Origin of the sequence: Streptococcus sp. Marseille-P7376 (assembly GCF_902460385.1) — a bacterium.
Taxonomy (GTDB): Bacteria; Bacillota; Bacilli; order Lactobacillales; family Streptococcaceae; genus Streptococcus; species Streptococcus sinensis.
In genome coordinates, this window is the sequence record NZ_CABPTS010000015.1 from 37,311 (window position 1) to 53,922 (window position 16,612).

Annotated in this window: 12 protein-coding genes and 1 pseudogene; 5 read left to right on the forward strand and 8 right to left on the reverse strand. The window is 42.6% G+C overall.

Going from position 1 to position 16,612, the window contains the following annotated elements; all coding sequences use genetic code 11:
- Positions 1 to 250 precede the first annotated feature (250 nt).
- Positions 251 to 1,255 (reverse strand): catabolite control protein A, encoded by a 1,005-nt coding sequence (gene ccpA / locus FZ952_RS08070; RefSeq protein ID WP_062199680.1) that lies wholly within the window; start codon positions 1,253 to 1,255, stop codon positions 251 to 253.
- A 161-nt stretch (positions 1,256 to 1,416) separates the two neighbouring features.
- Between ccpA and FZ952_RS08075 the strand changes: the two genes are divergently transcribed.
- Complete coding sequence (locus FZ952_RS08075; RefSeq protein WP_148881282.1) at positions 1,417 to 2,499, forward strand: M24 family metallopeptidase; 1,083 nt, start codon at positions 1,417 to 1,419, stop codon at positions 2,497 to 2,499.
- Between the two features lie 134 nt (positions 2,500 to 2,633).
- Here FZ952_RS08075 and FZ952_RS08080 read toward each other — a convergent pair.
- The 3 genes and pseudogenes from FZ952_RS08080 to FZ952_RS08090 all read right to left on the reverse strand — a co-directional run.
- Positions 2,634 to 2,888: pseudogene (locus FZ952_RS08080) on the reverse strand (type I restriction enzyme endonuclease domain-containing protein); the annotation flags it as partial.
- A gap of 204 nt (positions 2,889 to 3,092) precedes the next feature.
- Positions 3,093 to 3,590, reverse strand: coding sequence for a hypothetical protein (locus FZ952_RS08085; protein ID WP_062199686.1), 498 nt, complete (start codon positions 3,588 to 3,590; stop codon positions 3,093 to 3,095).
- 285 nt (positions 3,591 to 3,875) lie between these two features.
- Entirely contained in the window at positions 3,876 to 4,328 is a 453-nt protein-coding gene (locus FZ952_RS08090) for an Rrf2 family transcriptional regulator (RefSeq protein WP_062199688.1), read from the reverse strand.
- Between the two features lie 345 nt (positions 4,329 to 4,673).
- On the opposite strand from FZ952_RS08090, the gene FZ952_RS08095 reads away from it, so the two are divergent.
- From FZ952_RS08095 to FZ952_RS08105, 3 genes are read left to right on the forward strand one after another with little or no spacing between them, the layout of a single operon-like run.
- Positions 4,674 to 6,008: an SPFH domain-containing protein gene (locus tag FZ952_RS08095; protein ID WP_148881283.1), complete on the forward strand. Its 1,335-nt coding sequence runs from the start codon at positions 4,674 to 4,676 to the stop codon at positions 6,006 to 6,008.
- A 49-nt stretch (positions 6,009 to 6,057) separates the two neighbouring features.
- On the forward strand, positions 6,058 to 7,143 hold the full coding sequence (locus FZ952_RS08100; RefSeq protein WP_148881284.1) for a hypothetical protein: 1,086 nt from the start codon (positions 6,058 to 6,060) through the stop codon (positions 7,141 to 7,143).
- 16 nt (positions 7,144 to 7,159) lie between these two features.
- On the forward strand, positions 7,160 to 8,341 hold the full coding sequence (locus FZ952_RS08105) for a TPM domain-containing protein (RefSeq protein ID WP_148881285.1): 1,182 nt from the start codon (positions 7,160 to 7,162) through the stop codon (positions 8,339 to 8,341).
- A gap of 90 nt (positions 8,342 to 8,431) precedes the next feature.
- Here FZ952_RS08105 and FZ952_RS08110 read toward each other — a convergent pair whose 3' ends face one another.
- The 3 genes from FZ952_RS08110 to FZ952_RS08120 form a co-directional block, all read right to left on the reverse strand.
- Positions 8,432 to 9,274: a metallophosphoesterase family protein gene (locus FZ952_RS08110; RefSeq protein WP_148881286.1), complete on the reverse strand. Its 843-nt coding sequence runs from the start codon at positions 9,272 to 9,274 to the stop codon at positions 8,432 to 8,434.
- A 90-nt stretch (positions 9,275 to 9,364) separates the two neighbouring features.
- Positions 9,365 to 12,730, reverse strand: coding sequence for an FtsX-like permease family protein (locus tag FZ952_RS08115; protein WP_148881287.1), 3,366 nt, complete (start codon positions 12,728 to 12,730; stop codon positions 9,365 to 9,367).
- A 12-nt stretch (positions 12,731 to 12,742) separates the two neighbouring features.
- Positions 12,743 to 13,444, reverse strand: a complete 702-nt coding sequence (locus FZ952_RS08120; protein WP_148881288.1) for an ABC transporter ATP-binding protein — start codon at positions 13,442 to 13,444, stop codon at positions 12,743 to 12,745.
- Between the two features lie 149 nt (positions 13,445 to 13,593).
- Here FZ952_RS08120 and FZ952_RS08125 point away from each other — a divergent pair, with 149 nt between their 5' ends.
- Entirely contained in the window at positions 13,594 to 14,148 is a 555-nt protein-coding gene (locus FZ952_RS08125) for a TetR/AcrR family transcriptional regulator (protein ID WP_148881289.1), read from the forward strand.
- A 128-nt stretch (positions 14,149 to 14,276) separates the two neighbouring features.
- On the opposite strand, the gene FZ952_RS08130 is transcribed toward FZ952_RS08125, so the two are convergent.
- Positions 14,277 to 16,331 carry a C69 family dipeptidase gene (locus tag FZ952_RS08130; RefSeq protein ID WP_148881290.1) on the reverse strand — a complete coding sequence of 685 codons (2,055 nt, stop codon included), beginning with the start codon at positions 16,329 to 16,331 and terminating at the stop codon, positions 14,277 to 14,279.
- Positions 16,332 to 16,612 lie beyond the last annotated feature (281 nt).

The window sequence follows — 16,612 nt, forward strand, 5'->3', positions numbered from 1 at the left end:
GGAATCGCCAAGGGAAGAATGACGCAAAAATCAATCCTTAGCCTGACTTCTCATAAAACTAAAGGAAGGCTTGGATTTGTTTTCAGAATGATATTTCCGAAATAGACAGGCTCAGACTTAATCAAAAAAGAACACTCTCAAGAACTGTATATCCTGAGAGTTTACAATTTAGTGGATTTTCGTCTAGAGCATCTTCTCTACAGCCATCATTTGGTGACGAGATAAGAAAAGACCTTGCGGTCTTTTCGGCTTATTTACGGGTCGATTTGCGCTCACTAATGCTATGAGCGAGAAGAACTTCACGTTCCTCTAAATCCTCTTTGTGCATAATCTTAGTCAGCATGCGCATACTAATCGCACCAATATCATAAAGAGGCTGACTGATGGTAGAAAGGTTAGGGCGAGTAAAGCGAGCTATTTGTGAATCATCGCTGGTAATGATTTCAAAATCTTCTGGAATCTTGACTCCTTGGTCTGACAAGCCATTGAGCAGACCAGCCGCCAATTCATCACCTGTCACAAAAGCTGCAGTGGCTTTTGAGGCAATCAGGCGTTCAGCTAGATGGTAACCATCGTCGTAGCTATACTTGGACTCGAAGACCAGCCCTTCACTGTAAGGGAGTTTTTTGCTTTTCAGGGCTTCTTTGTAGCCAGACAAACGAATCTTGCCATTGATGTCATCAACCAAAGGGCCACTAACAAAGGCAATCTTCTTGTTACGATCAGCCAAAAGGCTCACCGCATCCGTTGTTGCCTGCTTATAGTCAATATTGACACTTGGTAGCTGATGCTCCACATCTACCGTTCCTGCAAGGACTACCGGTGTCCGTGAACGTGAAAATTCAGAGCGAATTTTTTCAGTCAGATGATAACCCATGAAAATGATACCATCCACCTGCTTAGAGAAAAGCGTATTGACAACAGAAACTTCCTTGTCGTCATCTTCGTCGCTGTTTGCTAAGACAATGTTGTATTTATACATCTCAGCAATATCATCAATCCCCTTGGCCAGAGTTGAGAAGTAACTATTGGTAATATTTGGAATCACAACACCGACAGTAGTTGTTTTTTTACTAGCCAGACCACGTGCAACAGCATTTGGACGGTAGTCAAGGCGATCAATCACTTCCAACACTTTTTTACGCGTGTTTTCCTTTACATTTTTGTTTCCATTTACGACTCGGCTAACTGTCGCCATTGAAACTCCCGCTTCACGGGCGACATCATAAATGGTTACTGTGTCGTCTGTGTTCATATGGTTTCCTTTCTTTTATTGAAAATTTCGCTTTCACTTTCCTACACACACCATTTTATCACTTATTGTAAACACTTTCAAGTATTTTGATAAGTTTTTGAAAACTCTTGATTTTTTTTGTTTTTTTTGCCAAAATAGAGGCATAGAAAGAAGGTCGAAACATGACAAAAATCAATCAAATCATCACTTATCTTGAAAATGAAAAAAAAGATGTGGCTGTCATATCCGATCCTGTAACGATTCAGTACCTAACTGGTTTTTACAGCGACCCTCATGAACGCCAAATGTTTCTACTCGTCTACACCGACCATGAGCCGCTTCTTTTCGTACCTGCACTTGAGGTTGAGCGCGCTTCATCCATCGTGGATTTTAAGGTTGTGGGCTATGTTGATTCTGAAAATCCTTGGGAAAAGATCAAAGCTTCCCTACCATCTCAAATCTTCAAACAAGTAGCGGTCGAGTTTGACAATCTCATTTTAACCAAATATCACGGCCTGCGTACCGTTTTTGACGGGGCTGAATTTGTCAACCTGACTCCTTATATCAACCGTTTGCGTCTGATCAAATCAGCCGACGAAATCCAGAAAATGCTGGTAGCTGGCCAGTATGCCGACAAGGCTGTCAATATTGGTTTTGACAATATTTCACTGGATAATACCGAAACAGACATCATCGCTCAAATTGATTTTGCTATCAAGCGAGAAGGCTATGAGATGAGCTTTGAAACCATGGTTCTGACAGGCAATAACGCAGCCAATCCACACGGCATTCCCGGAGCTAACAAAGTAGAAAATAATGCCCTCCTCCTCTTTGACCTGGGTTGCATGGTTAATGGCTATGCCAGTGATATGACACGGACCGTCGCTGTCGGGCAACCAGACCAGTTCAAAAAAGACATCTACTATTTGACTCTGGAAGCCCAACAAGCAGCGCTTGACTTTATCAAACCAGGCGTCACAGCTCATGAAGTAGACCGAGCTGCCCGCGAGGTCATCGAAAAAGCTGGCTATGGTGAGTATTTCAACCACCGTCTGGGTCACGGCATCGGTATGGATGTCCACGAATTCCCATCCATCATGGAGGGCAACGACATGGTCATCGAGGAAGGCATGTGCTTCTCTGTCGAGCCTGGTATCTACATCCCTGGCAAGGTTGGTGTCCGCATCGAAGACTGCGGTCATGTCACTAAGAATGGTTTTGAACTCTTCACCGAAACCAGCAAGGACTTGCTGTATTTTAATTAACATAGCAAAAAAGCACCAAATTTGGTGCTTTTTTGCTTACACGGGTTCTTATTTTTACTTTCTGGAATGGTGAAAATATTGTAACAAAATATCTTTGAGGGATCTCAAAAAATGACTGATATTTTGAGTAAATATTATTTTTCAGCAACCATCAGTTGGTCAGAAAATGAATAGGACTCATAATTATTATCAGGATTATCTGTCCACATTTCACATTGTTTGATAACTGTCACAATGGCGTCTTCGACACCCTCCGGTGGATATTTGTATTTCCTAAGGAGCCGTTTAACAAGCATGCGCATACGAGCACGCGCAGAATGTTTTTTCTGCCAATCAATAATTCTGCTTTTGCGCAATGTCTCCGTTAATTCATGAGTACTGTATAGGAGAGCTTTTCGGCTTTGCCCCAACTTTTTCGCCCTCACCCTTGGTATTTGCAATTATTTACTTGATGTATACTCTTTCCCTATTTATCCCTTGAATATACAATATAAGTGCACAATAAAAAAACAGTAAATCATTTGGACTTACTGTTTGATGAATGACTATGTAGTAGAATTGTATTTAATTGTTTCGGTTAGACAATCTGCAAGTTATTTTCCACTAAGTTCTTTAGCTAATCTACTCTTTGACAATTTCCCGTTTTTAATACGTCTCAATAAAACGAAAGGATTCGCACTGTAAGATAATCGTACTTTGTAATAGTTTATCCACTCAATTACTGCAAAGGTCAAGATGAAACTTGCGAACATCATTACAGGAACATTTACAAAACAGAGTATAATCATAGGGACGCCGAAGCATAATAAAACAAAATCAATCATTTTAAAGATCCTATATATCTTTCTTGTATTTGTTCTGGCAAATTGCGGCTTGGATAATCTCTTTAACAAAATCAGCCAATATAAGGAACCCTGAATAAGAATTAAACTCAATACAGTTAGTGGATATAAAATAGAAATCAACATCATTGTATTTAAGAGCCAGTCTTTTAAAGCAAAAAAACATAGCCAAAATGATACAACAGCCATCAGCTCCCCAGTCCATAATTTTGTAAGTTCATGCTTTGTCTTATTTTGGGGTAATCTCATGCTTTTTCCTCTGTACATTCAAATTTTCTCTATTCTTATTCATCATCAAAAAAGAATATTTGCGTTTATTATTTCGCCATTCTATACTTTTTTCATATTTTGGTCATATCCATTTTACCATATTTAAAGTACGGTAAAAAGCACCGAATTTGGTACTTTTTATCTGCTTTCCTCATCTTCAGAGTGTCTGTCCACCCGTTCTGTTTTTCACAGCGACCTTCTCAAAATATATCAATGTTTGTTACTATAAACAAAGCCATTGGAAATTGCAAAACAACAAGCTGATTATTGGGAAACAGCTTGTTGTTGAATTTCTTTTTCCGCAGCCGCAACGACTTGGGCCAGATTGGTTTGAGCTAATTCTGCTTCCATGGCTGTCTGGATAGCAGCCAAGCGGTCGTCTAAAACAGTGTGAATGTTCTTGCCGATCGGACAGTCTGGATTAGGCTTATCATGGAAACTAAAGAGCTGCCCGCTCTTGCCCAGGCATTCTACTGCCTGATAGACATCCAAGAGCGTGATATCTTTTAAATCCTTAGCAAGCTCTGCTCCTCCTGTTCCGCGGGCAACGGTAATCAAGCCAGCCTTCTTAAGTTGGGACAAGGTCTTGCGGATAATAACTGGATTGACTCCGACACTGCCTGCCAACAAATCGCTCGTTATTTTTTCATTTTTACATTCTAGAGCGATAACCACTAGGATGTGAGTCGCCATAGTAAAACGGCTAGAAATTTGCATTTCATTCTCCTCTCTGCTCTTATTCTCCTTTATTATATATTAAAAACGTTGTAACTTCAAGTGTTACTTATATATTCTTGTCTCCACTTTTGCATCCTGTCTGCATGTTTTCTCCTATAAATTATTGTAATCTTCCCAAAATATGATATAATAGTTTATATAGGAAAGCGTTTTCAAAAACTTCGAGTCAAGCAAATTATGAAATTAGAAAATATAAAAGTGTGTTCATCGGCACACGATTTTTTGCTATACTCAAAATTCACTGCCAAAAGAGATGAGGTGATTTATCAGGAATCTTTAAATTAATGCCAATCAGCGTGTTTTGTAAAAAGAAAGGAGATTCTTATGGGCCTTATTAAAGCAGGAATTGGCGCCGTAGGAGGCGTCTTAGCCGACCAATGGAAGGAATTCTTTTACTGTGATGCCATGGACAAGTCCGTTATGGTGGTCAAAGGGCAAAAACAAATATCTGGACGTTCTTCCAACACTAAGGGCAACGACAACATTATTTCAAACGGCTCTGGAATTGCTGTGGCAGACGGTCAATGTATGATGATTGTCGAACAAGGAAAAATTGTCGAAGTCTGTGCGGAGCCTGGTCAATTTACTTACGATACTTCTAGTGAGCCTAGCATTTTTACAGGCAATTTAGGGGAATCCATCAAGGAAACCTTCAAACAAATCGGTAAACGGTTTACTTATGGTGGTGATACAGGCAAAGACCAGCGTGTTTACTATTTCAATACCAAAGAACTTATCGATAATAAGTTTGGCACCCCAAACCCAATTCCATTTCGGGTAGTGGACTCCAAAATCGGTCTGGATATAGATGTTTCTGTCCGCTGCTCTGGCGTTTATTCTTACAAGATTGCTGACCCGCTTCTTTTCTACACCAATGTCTGTGGAAACGTAGAAAGAGAATATCTGCGGGAAGAACTCGAATCACAACTGAAAACTGAATTTATCAGCGCTCTTCAACCAGCTTTTGCACAATTATCTGACTTAGAATTGCGGCCAAATCAAATCGTGAGCCACAATACAGAGCTGGAAAATGCCATGAACGAAGCCTTATCTAGCAAATGGGGCGAGCTCCGTGGGCTGAAAGTCATTAGCGTAGCTCTGGGTTCTGTCACTCTTCCAGAAGAAGATGCTGAAATGATTAAGCAAGCGCAACGTACGGCCATTATGAAAGATACAACAATGGCAGCTGCTACTTTGGTTGGAGCACAGGCAGATGCTATGAAAGCAGCCGCTAATAATCCTGGCGGTGCTATGACCGGCTTCATGGGACTAGGCATGGCTACAGGCGCGGGCGGCGGTATGAATGCTCAAAATCTTTTTGCCATGGGACAACAAGAACAAGCTGCCAAACAACAGGCACAAGCAGCGTCTGCAGCTTCTCAAAGTCCAACAGATAAATGGACTTGCCCAAATGGACATGAAGCTTCTGGGAAATTCTGTCCCGAATGCGGTTCGCCAAAACCTGTTCAAGACAGTTGGACCTGTTCTTGTGGCACTGTCAACAAGGGCAAATTCTGCTCAAATTGCGGCCAACCGAAACCTGAATCCAAGCGCCAATACCGTTGCAGCAACTGTGGCTGGCAGCCTGAAGATCCATACAATCCACCAAAATTCTGCCCTGAATGTGGCAATGTTTTCGATGAACATGACCTTATTTAAAACTTTTTTCTCTATCTCATAGACAGATGACAGTAGAAAGGAGGTCATCATGGCAGAATTACAAGAATATAAATGTCCGAATTGCGGCGGTGCTCTTGAATTTAACAGTTCTATCCAAAAAATGAAGTGTCCTTATTGTGATACTGAGTTGGATATGGATAGTTTGCAGGCATTAGATGAAGCATTAAAAAACCAAGCCGGTGAAGATTTGACTTGGACTTCTCAAGCTGGTGGTGAATGGGAAAGTGGCGAGACAGATAACATGTCCGTCTATGTCTGTAAGTCTTGTGGCGGTGAAATCGTCGCTGATGAATCAACGGCAGCCACATCCTGCCCATTCTGTGACAATCCTGTCGTTATGATGGGACGCTTTTCTGGTGATTTAAAACCAGACTATGTCATTCCTTTTAAATTGGACAAAAAAGCAGCTAAGGAAAAACTAAGTAAACACCTTGTGGGGAAAATCCTCCTCCCCAAGGTCTTTAAAGACCAAAATCACATCGATGAGGTCAAAGGACTTTATGTCCCATTCTGGCTTTTTGATACAGAAGCGGATGCCGATATTCAGTATCAAGCCACTAGAGTGAGAAGCTGGAGTGATAAGGACTACAACTACACCGAAACGAACTACTTTTCAGTTCTTCGTTCTGGTCAGTTAGATTTTGAGCGAATCCCAGTTGATGGTTCAAGCAAATTAGATAATCAATTGATGGAATCCATTGAGCCCTTTGATTTTTCAGAAGCTGTTAATTTTCAGACTGCATACTTAGCAGGTTATCTGGCAGACAAGTATGATGTTGGTGCTGAGGAAAGTCTTTCTCATGCCAATCGCCGTGTCAAGCAAAGTACAGAAACTGTCTTTGCAAACACGGTCACCAATTTCGATACCGTTGTTGCAGAATCATCAAATATCCGACTAAAAAATGGCTCGACCAAGTATGTGCTTTATCCAGTTTGGATCTTAAATACAACTTGGCATGGTAAAAAATTTGTCTTTGCCATGAATGGTCAAACTGGTAAATTCGTCGGCGACCTGCCATTAGACAAACAAGCTTATAGACGTTGGCTGATTGGTATTGGCGTGGCGGCAAGTTTAGTTAGTTATGCGGCAGCATGGCTAATCAACTTACTGTGAGAAGGAGGATCAGACTATGTTGAAGAAATTCATAACTTTACTGACAACCCTTCTGCTTTCCTTGCTCATGATTGGAACCGTCTGTGCAGAAGAAGAAACCAGCTATATTCGCGATGAAGTCTCCGCCTTTTCCAGTGAGGAAATTGCCGAGATTAATAAAGCCGCCAAAGAGATTGATGAGCGCTATCACTTCAAAGTCTACTTTCTGGCAGCCAAGTCAGCAGGTGAAGATGGCATTCAAGCCTATGCTGAAAAGATTTATCAAGAAACTGCAGGGACAGCCGAAGGCGTTCTCCTTGCTGTCGATGAGGAAAAGGACGAGTGGACCGTCTATTATGCTGGAAATGCTGAAGAAAAGCTAGGCGAAAAGAGTGACGACATACTTTGGGAAGCTTTTGAGAGCGGTGAAAACAATTATAGCTGTGTCCGGTATTATCTCAATAAGGTGGTCAAGCTTCTTGATTCATCAGCCAATAAGTTACTGGTAGATGATGCCGACTTGCTGAAGCCAGAGCAAGAAAAAGTCTTGCTAGAAAAGCTCGAAGACATTAGTCAGCGCCAAAAATGCGATGTCGTTGTCGTAACCGTCAAGAGTCTGGAAGGAAAGAGCGTCCAAGACTTTGCAGATGATTACTTCGATTACAATGGCTACGGCCAAGGGAAAAATCACGATGGTCTTCTTCTCTTAGTCAGTATGACAGAACGAAAATGGCACATTTCAACAACAGGCTACGGCATCACTGCTTTTACCGATGCTGGCTTAGATTATCTATCAAAGCAGTTCTTGCCTGATTTAAAAGATGGTGACTACAATGCTGCTTTTACAACCTACGCTAAGCAGTGCGATGACTTTCTGACGCAAGCCAGAAAAGGACAGCCTTATGATGTGCATAATCTCCCCAAGGAACCTTTAGATTGGTACTGGATTCCTGGGGCTATGGCTATCGGTTTTGGTATCGCCTATCTCATCGTAACAGGAATGAAAGGTCAGCTCAAATCCGTCCATTATCAAACCGGAGCCGCTGATTACATCAAGAAAAACAGCCTTCAGATTACCAATTCTCAAGAATTCTTCCTCTTCTCAAAGGTAAGCAAGCAACCAAAACCAGAACCTAGCAGCAACTCTAGTTCTGGTGGTAGCAGCACACATACGTCTTCATCAGGCAGAAGTCACGGAGGAAGTGGCGGAGGATTTTAGAATCATGCCAATAGATAAAGCGGTCGAAACAAGAATCTTCGACCGCTTATTTAATTGACAAAAAAACATTGTTCTGCAGGCGCTGCAAGTTTATAAAGGGTCTCTCAAGAACTCCTTAACCGAGGCAAAATAGTCTTCCCTCTCACTGATTTCTCGCAAGAGATCGTGATTGTGGGTATGGTGAATGCCATTGACTATGCTTTCCTCATAAATTTCGTAATAGGGCAACTGGAGCTCACGCGCTATTTCCAACTCCTGCTCAACATCGTAGGCGACTCTACACAAGTCCACATCCTTCAGACCGGTCTCATCAATTTCGATGATAGCATACTGGGCTCGCAGATCCTGCCGCAAAGTCGCGTCCAAAAAGAAGGGCTGACCGATGGAGCCTGGATTGATAACCAGCTGGCCACCCGTTCCATAACGAAGGAATTGTTGGTGGATGTGGCCGTAGATGGCAATGGCCGCTTCATTTCCCTCAAAGAGTCGGTCAAAATCGGCCTGTTCACCGATATGAATCAGCTCCCGACCCCAGTTTTTATCCGGCAAGTGGTGGCTGACTGCAATCTTCAAACCTTCTACTTCTGTCAAAACTTGCAGAGGTAACTCTTGCATACGGTCAATTTCTTCTGGACGAATTTCCTCCAAGATAAAATGGCAGAGCCTGGTCAAGTAAAGATGGCTAGGGCGAGACAAGTCCAGCTTGCCGTGCAGGGCACGCCAAAGGCTATCTTCCCAATTTCCCCGAACCTGTAGGCTGATGGGCAACTGATCCAGTCTGTCCAGAATATTACGCCGACCAGTCCCTGGCATGAGCAGATCACCCAAAAACCAGTAGTCCGTCACTCCCTGACTCTCTGCGTTAGCCAAGACGGCCTCCAGAGCCGTCGCATTGCCATGAACATCTGACAATAAAGCAATTTTTCTTTTCATCGTATCTTTCTCTTTCTATACAAGAAATATTATAACAAAGATCAAAAAAACTTCCACTCAAAAAACATTGAGGGAAGTTATATACGAATATTAATCCACCGACTTGAGAGCTTCTAGCATATCTACCCGTCTGAGATTGTAATTGACCATATAACCTAAAAGGATTAGGATACCCATGATGGAAATGACTGGAATCAGGTAAACCGTAAAGGACACTTCTGGATTGAAAAGAACATTGTCCGGTGCAATCATCTGCAACAGAAAGCTGTGAAGCGTCTTCCCAGCAAAGATTCCGACCACAATGCCAATCAGTGAGAGGACAATCGTTTCACGATAGATATACAGGGTTACCTCCTTGTTATGGAAACCCAGTACCTTGATGGTAGACAACTCTCGAATCCGCTCAGAGACATTGATCGTCGTCAAATTATAAAGGATGACCACTGCCAAGAGAATGGAGACCAGAGTTAGAATCTGCATGACCAAGCCCAAAGACTTGACAGCTGCATTAATCGACTCTATCACTTCAATATCCTGTACGACAGTTTGAACACCGGTCTCTTTCATAAAATCAGCAGCTCTAGCCTGAATATTCTTGCTTGAAGGATTTTTGAGCTTGACTAGATAGGCATTAATCGCAAAATCTCGGGCAAAAACCTTTTCATAATAGGTTTGATTCAGGAAAAGAAAGTGGCCTGCATACATTTCTGAGATACCTGAAACCTTTAGTTTGTAGGCCTTCCCTTCATCAGATGTCAGTTCAATGCTGTCTCCGACCGATACATTTAAAACAGTCGCCAGTTTTCTTGAAAGAACAATGCCATTATCTGAAAGGGGCAATTTTTGCCCACTTTGACTATCGTAGAGCTCCATAAAACCTTTAAAGTCATTGTTTTTTGACACAAACATAGCAATGGACTGCTCATCTTTGAGACCCTTGATGGTTTTGGTAAAAGTCTCACGGTAAATGCCTTGGGAGTCAGATACTTTGTCTGATTTCAAGGCTTGAATCAGAGACTGTTCTTCTGCTTGACTGTTACGATTCTTTTCCACAACAATCATATCATACTGAAAAATTTCGCCGAATTGCCGCTCTGCAATTCCTCCCAGAGAGGAAGAGATGCCTAGTCCTGCAAAGAGCAAAGCGACGGAACCAGCCACCCCAAAGATGGTCATAAACATACGCAACTTGTAGCGAAAAATGTTGCGGGCAGTCACTTTTTGAGCGAAGCTGAGACGACGCCAGATAAAGCCGATTTTTTCCAATAAAATGCTTGAACCCTTGCTTGGAGGCTTGGGTAAAAGCAGCTGAGCTGGCTTTTCTTTCAACTCCTTGTGAGCAATGTAAAGTGCTGGTACAACACTGCAGATAAAAGAAAGAACTAGGGCAGCCAAACTAATTTGCCAGTAGAAATCCAGTCTAATCGCTGGATAGGTAGAGGTTTGGAAGAGTGACTTCCCAAGGATATAGGGCAGAAAGTAGGTTCCCGCAAGAATACCCAAAATCGTTCCCAGGACACCTGCAATTAAGCCATAGACAACAAACTTTTTGATGACATCTCTGTTTTCGTAGCCCAAGGCCCGAAGAATTCCTGCGTTCATGCGCTCCTCACTCACAAAACGTGTCATCGTCGTCATGGTTACCAAAGCTGCCACCAAGTAAAGTACGATTGGAAAGACATTTCCGACCGAGGACATACCGCTGGCACGAGTTGCCGTTATCTGATACTCTGTGTCTCCCGGAAAGTTGCGTCGGGTATAGACATGGTAACTTGGAAGCGTTAGACCAGCAGCTTCTTCTTTAGCTTTTTGAATCTCTGCCTGTCCCGTTTTAATCTTGCTCTCTGCCTCTCCCTTTTGCTGATCAAACTCAGATTTTTTCTCATCTAGGCTTGCTTGAGCTTGGTCAATCTGCTGCTGGCCTGCTGCTAACTGTTCTTTGGCTTGGGCCAGCTGATTGACGCCAGACTGATATTCAGCTTTTTTACTTTCAAGACTGGCTAATCCTGTCTGATATTGGTTTAAACCGACATTATAGGCTGTTTTTTTACTTTCAAACTGGGCGACAGCCTCCTGGTACTGGCTTAAGCCAGATTGATAAGAAGCTTCCTGAGCTTGGTAGGTTGTAAGTGCCGTCTGATATTGGACATTGCCAGCTTCTAGTGCCTGCTGGGCAGCAGCCAATTCTGTTTCCTTAGTGGCAATTTCTTGCTGGGCAGCAGCAATTTTCGGAAAATCAGCAGGATCGCCACCTTGAGCCTCAATAGCCGCAAGCTGCGCCTGAAGCTGAGATTTGGCAGCTTCCAATTCGGCCTGACCTTGGCTGAGACTAGCTTGGGCTGTATCCAAGTCCGCCTTTTTGCCCTCTAAGATTTGCTGAGCTGCCATCAGGGATGCAAGTGCCGCATCTAATTGTGCCTTGTTTTGATTCAGCTGATTTTGACCTGCGGCAATTTGCGGAGCTACTGCATCCAGCTGAGCTTTTGAAGCGGCAAGTACCTGTTCAGCCTCAGCAAGCTGGGTGGCAGCCTGACTTAGTTTTCCTTCATTTTCAGCAATTTGCGACTGAGCCTGGTTTAAATCAGTTTGTTTCTGATTGATTTGATTTTGCCCATCCGCTAGCTGATTTTCAGCATCTATCAGACTTTGCTGAGCTTTTTGCAAATCGGCTTCACCGTCCTGAATCTTCTTCTTAGCTGCTGACTGGATTTCTTCCAAACGATTTTCTGCATTATCTGCGACCAGTTTTTCCAAGTCTTTTTGATGTTTTTCCAGTTTGGTCCGATAGTTAGGCCCAAAAGAATTCAGCCCCTTTAAATCCTTATAAGTCAAACGGGCAAGAGTATAGACTTGACTATCAAAAGCTTGAGGCAGCACAAGGGCGTAGCCAGACAAGGTTCCATTTCCGACATTGGTATTGCCAAAATTAACAGTAGAGCCCAGCTCTCCTGAGTTAACAAAGCCAGTAATAGTAAAGCTGTGCTGAGTCAGAAGTTGATTTCCGCCACTCTTTTCGTTTACAGTAATCTTATCTCCGATTTTGTAACGATCTTGAAAAGAGCTGAGCAGTGCAATTTCTCGGTCATTTCTTGGATATTTACCAGAAACCAGCTTAAATTTAGAAATATTATCTGGCTTAGAAAAGACCCGAAGGGCTTGGTAGGATTCGCCAATCACAGCATCTGTAAAATAACCGTACTCCACCTGAGCACCATCTATCCCATCTAGCTCTTTCTGGTCTTCCTTACTAATCCCATAGTCAGAAATAAGAGCTAGATCCATGGTGTTAAGACTGGATAGATAGCGACTGGCAGACCGCTCAATATCAGGACCAGATGTCTTGAGCCCAACCAAAGCAAAAGCGCCCAGCATCATCAGACTCATAATAGAAATAAAGCGTCCTCTTGACTGACGAAAGGAGAGCCAGATATCTTTATTAAGAATTGATTTTCTCATATACTCACCCCGCTAATACTCCAGACTGGCAATATCCTGAGGCCTAGCATTTAAAGTAACAGACTGGATTCGGGCATCGTGCATACGGATAACCCGATCAGCAATAGGAGCCAAAGCAGCATTGTGGGTTACGATGATGACGGTCGCCCCTTGCTTGCGGGACATGTCCTGAAGAATCTGAAGAACCTGCTTACCAGTCTTGTAATCCAAGGCTCCGGTCGGCTCATCGCAGAGCAAAAGCTTAGGATTTTTGGCCACTGCCCGAGCGATAGAGACCCGCTGCTGCTCTCCACCTGAGAGCTGGGCGGGGAAATTATTTATTCGTTTCTCCAAACCAACTGCCGTCAAAGCCACTATCGGATCCTGGGCATCCTTGACGATTTCTGAAGCCAACTCCACATTTTCCTTGGCTGTCAGATTGGGAACCAGATTGTAAAACTGAAAGACAAAGCCCACATCGTTGCGGCGGTAGTCAGTCAACTGATGAGAAGTGTAATCAGCAATATTCTGGCCGTCTATCAAAATCTGCCCTTCATCATTGGTATCCATGCCTCCCAAGATATTGAGGACGGTTGACTTGCCGGCACCGGAAGCCCCCAAAATAATGACCAGCTCTCCTTTTTCAATTTCAAAAGAAATATCATTGTTCGCAATAATTTCTGTATCGCCTGTTTGATAGCATTTAAAACTATTTTTCAACTCAATATAAGCCATTCCCTCACCCTTTCATTCTTTATAACTAGCAGATTTTTTATTAAATAAACAACATGTTGATTATTTATCAAAGATATTATATAATGGAAACAAGTGAATTGCAATAGTCAGAAATCAACAAAGTGTTGATTTAATAAAAAGGAGCAAAGATGGCCCAAAAACGCCAAACATCCACCAAGGAAGACATCAAGGAAGCTCTAATCCAGCTGCTTTCAGAAGAAAAATTTGAAAATATTTCTGTCAGTAAACTTTGCAAGCGAGCCGGTATTAATCGCGGAACATTTTATCTGCATTACATTGATAAGTATGATATGATGGAGCGCCTCAAAGAGGAAATTATCTCCCAGCTGCGCAGCCTTTTTGAAGAACATGCAACATCTCCCCGAGAGCTGATGATGGCAAATTTCCAAAATCTCAAGGAAAATGAGCGCCTGATCAATGCCGTGGCAAAGAGCAAATATATCAACTTTCGGGAAACCATTCGAGAATTCATGACTAGCATTATCCTCAGCGAGCAACAAACTGCCAGTACCGAGGCCTTTCTCCGAGAAAATTTCCGAGTCCCAGAGAAATATGCTCTGGAGATTTTCCTATCCAGCATTGAAGGAATTGTCTCTCTCTGGATTACAAGCGGTGCTCAGGAAAGTCCGCAAGAAATCACTGACATCATCCTCAATACTTACGATTACAGCCAGTGGTACTGAGATAGGCATTCAGTTTATTTTTTATTATAGGCTTAGCTTCACTCAGAATATGTGTGAACTAAAAAATCTAGTAAGTTCATCATTTGTAAAAATCCCTTCAATCATTCGATTGAGGGGATTTCTGGCTTCTATTTCTTTTTAGATTTTTTCAAAACGTAGATAACAACACCCAAAAGAATAACACCTATAATTCCTAAGAATGTGACTTGTTCACCAGTGGACGGTAAGAATTTGCTCGTCTTTTTAACATCAGGGCTTGGTTTTTTATATTGAATTTGATAGCTTGAAAAATGGCTTGTCGTGAAATGGACTGTTCCATTTTCATTTACAGTAAACTCAAATTTTTCAGCTGGCTTGCCGTCTTTAAGGTCATAGACTCCTTCTACAGTTGCTCCCTTGCGGATTGGCATGGTCACCAGAGTAGGGCTGACCTGATGGACTGGCTGACCTTGCTGGTCTGTCAGCTTGATGTCATAAGTATCTGCATTTTGGTCGTCTGTGTTTACTTTAGTCACAGATAGTTTCAGGCTGGCCTTGACCAAGTCAGCATTTTTCAGACTGATACCTGTCGCATCGTCTACCAAACTATCAATAACCTGCTGATCAGTAGAAGATTGGGAGCTGGAACTGCTGGTGCTGGAGGTAGATGAGCTGCTGGAAGAAGTGCTCGTCTCTGCAGAAGAGCTAGATGATGAACTGCTGGAATCAGACGGTTTTGTCTCAGCTTCTTTAATCTTAGCTTCCATTTCTGCTTCCAGAGCTTTCATTTCTTTGAATACAGCTTCTGCTCTGGCTATGCTTTCAGCAGTCACTTGAGCAGATGAATCTTCTAATCCCGCATTGGCAAGGTCCAAACCGGCCTGTTCTTCAATCATTTTGGCTTCTAAAGCCTTCCACTTATCCTGGATAGAAGTGCCAAAGAGATCCTGATGTTTAGCCGCCATGTCATAGATATGGGATGCAACCCAGTACCAAGAGTCTGGACTGTAGCTAGTTGTGTTGACCTTATAAGCACCGTAAGTATCTGTGATATTACCATTGTAAGGAAGATAAGGGGAGAAACGCGGACTGCCTACTGCCAGCCACATAGTACCGCCACCCATGCTGGCAGGCATATTGTCTTTGAGTTGGAAAACATGGGCTTCCATAACGTTCGGATTGCCTAGTGGATATTTGTAAACGGGATCTACTGAACCGCGCTGAGGGATGCCCTTACCGTCCAGTTCCATCTGATCTAAAGGCTTGAACTGAGTACCTTCAAAACGGTTGCGCTGCATTTTCATGACATCAGCCACTGAGATTTTCTTATTCGTGCTGTGCATGAGATCAAAGTAGGCATCGTTATAAGAAATCGGTGCCTCCGGATCTAGGCTGGTAATCCCCGCCCAAGCGCGAGAACGGTCTGCTTCTACCATAGGCGGATTGTAGGATTGAGAAATGTGGAATTTCCCGTCGATTTCCTTATAAGAATCGGCCTTCTTGGCTACTTCTTCTACACCTTCAGAGGCAATAACATTTTCTGTATCAGCAAAGTCGACACTGCCTAAGAAGAAGGTATTAGGAAAGACTGCGTATTTGTCATCTGGAAACTTAATCGCTACATACTGGTGTCCAGACAAGATTTCCATATACCAGACGCCGATCTTATCTGCGATGGTGATGATATTGCCCTCAGCAGCACCTTGCTCAGTTACAATTTTCCCCATCAGCTCTACCCCTTCGCGAGCCGTCTTGACATGAGGCAGGACTACAGTGGTTAAGATAGACTCGGCCAATCCCTTCTCCACATAAGGATCCACCTTTTGAATAGCCTTATTGGCCTTAGCTGAGACAGTCGCTGAGATGGAGACACCATACTCATTAAAACCAACTTCATCGTAGATTCCATCTGCAGGGGTCACATCTGAAACAGAAGTATATTTATAGCTTTCGGCAGGAAGGGTCCATTCAAACCCATTGACCTGATCGACTAATTTTTCGCCTGCTGCATTAGTCTTTCGCTCATGAACCAGAAAGACCTTGTTATGATTTGGCTCCAAATCTTCTGTCCGGCCATAAAGAGTTGAGCCGTCTGTTGTTAAGTTCTTGCCGACGATAAAGCCTGTACAGGCCTCTACTATCTGAAAAGGAAGCAGGAAAATCGTCAAGAGAGCAAGAAGTGAACGAAAAAGTACTTTTTTCATACATTTCTCCTTTATTTTGTATATTTTTTGTAGAATTGTAATACCACACTTAGTATACTATTTATAATATTATAATGCAAGCGGTTTCAAGAAATCTATTCTCAATTTTTTTGATAACTAGCCAATTGACTTTTTCTTAAAAAGATAAATATCTAGGCTCTATAATTTCTGTAGTGGGTAAATCCACCGCAGGGATTATGGAGCCTATTTTGTTGTAGAAAAAAAGTCCCATAAGACCTATAATGAAAAGCAACGAAACCATCATTAGAAAGAATCTTATG